This window comes from Patulibacter sp. NPDC049589 (assembly GCF_040675535.1).
GTDB lineage: Bacteria > Actinomycetota > Thermoleophilia > Solirubrobacterales > Solirubrobacteraceae > Patulibacter.
On the sequence record NZ_JBFAPC010000306.1, the window covers coordinates 1 to 2,750 of the forward strand.

The 2,750-nt window shown below is 70.1% G+C and carries 4 protein-coding genes; 2 read left to right on the forward strand and 2 right to left on the reverse strand.

Annotated features, from left to right (window positions below):
• Both AB0L40_RS27485 and AB0L40_RS27490 read right to left on the reverse strand, forming a co-directional pair.
• Positions 1-266, reverse strand: a 266-nt coding sequence (locus tag AB0L40_RS27485) for a sigma-70 family RNA polymerase sigma factor (RefSeq protein WP_364361947.1), incomplete at its 3' end; no start/stop codon positions are given.
• Entirely contained in the window at positions 263-568 is a 306-nt protein-coding gene (locus AB0L40_RS27490) for an antibiotic biosynthesis monooxygenase family protein (protein WP_364361949.1), read from the reverse strand. The genes AB0L40_RS27490 and AB0L40_RS27485, both read right to left, overlap by 4 nt.
• Before the next feature lie 83 nt (positions 569-651).
• Here AB0L40_RS27490 and AB0L40_RS27495 point away from each other — a divergent pair, with 83 nt between their 5' ends.
• Positions 652-1,587, forward strand: a complete 936-nt coding sequence (locus AB0L40_RS27495; RefSeq protein WP_364361951.1) for a helix-turn-helix domain-containing protein — start codon at positions 652-654, stop codon at positions 1,585-1,587.
• A gap of 137 nt (positions 1,588-1,724) precedes the next feature.
• Positions 1,725-2,750: glutathione-independent formaldehyde dehydrogenase (locus AB0L40_RS27500; protein WP_364361953.1), on the forward strand; the 1,026-nt coding region annotated here is incomplete at its 3' end.

Consider the following 2,750-nt stretch of genomic DNA (forward strand, 5'->3'; position numbering starts at 1 on the left):
CGGATCTCGCCCTGGATGTTGGGGACCGCGTAGCTGACGAACCGGCCGCCGCGTCCGGCGTCGTAGCGCTCGATCGCGTTGGTCAGGCCGACCAGCCCCGCCTGCGTCAGGTCCTCCGGGTCCTGGCCACGCCCCGCGTACCGGCGGGCGACAGAGCGCACCAACGGCATGCAGCGCTCCACCAGGCGCTCCCGAGCCTGCAGGTCCCCAACGCCCTGATAACGGCGCAGCAGATCGTTGTCGATTCGCTCGCGCCGCGTGCTCATACGGCTTTGCCGGCCACGAGCGTCGTGGGCACCGGGGTCGGCGCCTCGGCCAGGAGGTCGCCGCCGGTGCCGAGGATCAGCTCGGCGGCGGCGCCGCCCAGGTGCGCGTTGCGGGCGTCCTCGTCGTCGAAGAGGTCGACGAGGAAGAAGACGGTCGGGTCCTGCTCGGCGCGCAGCGTCAGCCACGGCCGGGTGCCGGCCTCCGCCTCGACGTGCTCCAGCGCACGGACGAGGATGTCGTTGAACTGCTCGGCGGTGTCGGGCTTGGTCTTGAACTGGATGACGAGTCCGGGACGGGCCATAAGAGTGCTCCTTCGCGTTGTGAGACCTCACATTCCCACTTCCGCTCCTCCTCGATGCGACGCGTTTCGTATCGTTTGCGCCAATGCATGTCGGCGTCGTCGCGATCCCCGGCACCTTCGACTCGGCCTTCACGAGCGTCCTCGACATCCTGCGGGTCGCCGAGACGCTGCGCCGATCGGTGGACCCCGACATCCCGCCGGTCCAGACGACCGTCGTCGGGCTGCGCCCCTCCGTGCGGACCGCGGGGGGCCTCATCATCGAGGCCGACCGCGCCCTCGACGACGGCATGGACGACTACGACGTCCTCGTCGTCCCCGCGCTCGGAGCGCTCTCCGCAGCAGCCGTGGAGGACGCGCTCGCGCTGCCGCCGGTCCGCGAGCTCCGCGCAGCGCTCCGCGACGAGGCCTCCAGCCTGCCGCGCCTGGCGGGCGCGTGCACGGGGACGTTCCTGCTCGCCGAGGCCGGCCGGCTCGACGGCGCCGCCGCGGCCACGAGCTGGTGGCTCAGCGAGACGTTCCAGCGCCGCTATCCGCTGGTCGACCTGGACACCACGCGCATGGTCGTGCGCAGCGGCGGCGTCCTGACCGCGGGCGCCGCGTTCGCGCACATCGATCTGGCGATCAGCCTCGTCTCCGAGATCTCCCCACGACTCGCAGAGACCGTCGCCCACCATCTCCTCATCGACGAGCGACCCACCCGCTCGATCGAAGCGCTCCACGGACATCTCGCCGCCACCGACGTCCTCGTCACGCGCCTGGAGGACGAGGTCCGGCGCCGCATCTCGGAGGACCTCTCCGTCTCGGACCTCGCCGACGCGCTGGGCGTCACCAGACGCACGCTGGAGCGCCACGTGCGCCAGCGAACCGGAGCGACCCCCAACCAGCTCATCCGACGCCTCCGCGCCGAACGCGCCAAGCACCTCCGCCGCACCACCGACCTCTCGATGGACCAGATCGCCTCCCGCGTCGGCTACGCCAACGCCATCACCCTCCGCCGACTCCTCACCAGCACCACCTGACCCGCAGCGCCCACCGAGGAGCCGCCTCCGCAGGTACGACGGCCACACACCTTGGTCACTTGCATCAGACGTGCTCAATCCGACGCATCCCCTTTGTCGGGCCGGGTAACCGCAGGCCCCGATCAAGAGGAGTTCCCATGAAGGCACTGGTCTACAACGGCGCGCGCGACGTGTCGGTCAACGAGGTCCCGGACGCGAGGATCGAGCGTCCCAACGACGTCGTCATCAAGCTCACGACCACCAACATCTGCGGCTCGGACCTGCACATGTACGAGGGCCGCACCGACCTCGAGCCCGGCAAGGTCCTCGGCCACGAGAACATGGGCGAGATCGTCGAGATCGGCGACGGCGTCGAGACGCTCGAGGTCGGTCAGCGCGTCGTCCTGCCGTTCAACATCGGCTGCGGCTTCTGCAAGAACTGCGAGGCCGGCAAGACCGGCTACTGCCTGACCGCCAACCCGGGGACGGCCGGCGCCGCCTTCGGCTTCGCGGGCATGGGCCCCTACGACGGCGGCCAGGCGGAGTACCTGCGCGTGCCGTTCGCGGACTTCAACTGCCTGCGCCTGCCTGAGGGCGCGGAGGAGAAGGAGCTCGACTACGTGATGCTGTCGGACATCTTCCCGACCGGCTGGCACGCGACCGAGCTGGCCGGCCTGCAGCCGGGCGAGTCGATCGTCGTCTACGGCGGCGGCCCCGTCGGCCTCATGGCCGTGCACTCCGCGGTCATCAAGGGCGCCTCGAAGGTCATGCTCGTGGACTTCCACGACGACCGCCTCGCGCTCGGCGAGCAGCTCGGCGCGATCCCGATCGATCCGCGCAAGGGCGACGTCGTCGAGCAGATCCTCGAGCAGACCCGGGGCGAGGGTGCGGACCGCGGCGCCGAGTGCGTCGGCTACCAGTGCCACGACCACCACGGCACCGAGATCCCGAACCTGACGATGAACCAGCTCGTCGCGGCCGTCCGCCCGACCGGCGGCATCGGCGTCGTCGGACTGTTCCTGCCCGAAGATCCGGGTGCCAAGGACGACATGGCCAAGAACGGTCAGATCGCCTTCGACTACGGCAACCTCTGGTTCAAGGGCCAGCACGTCGCCAACGGCCAGGCCAACGTCAAGCACTACAACCGCCGGCTGCGCGACCTCATCACCGAAGGCAAGGCCAAG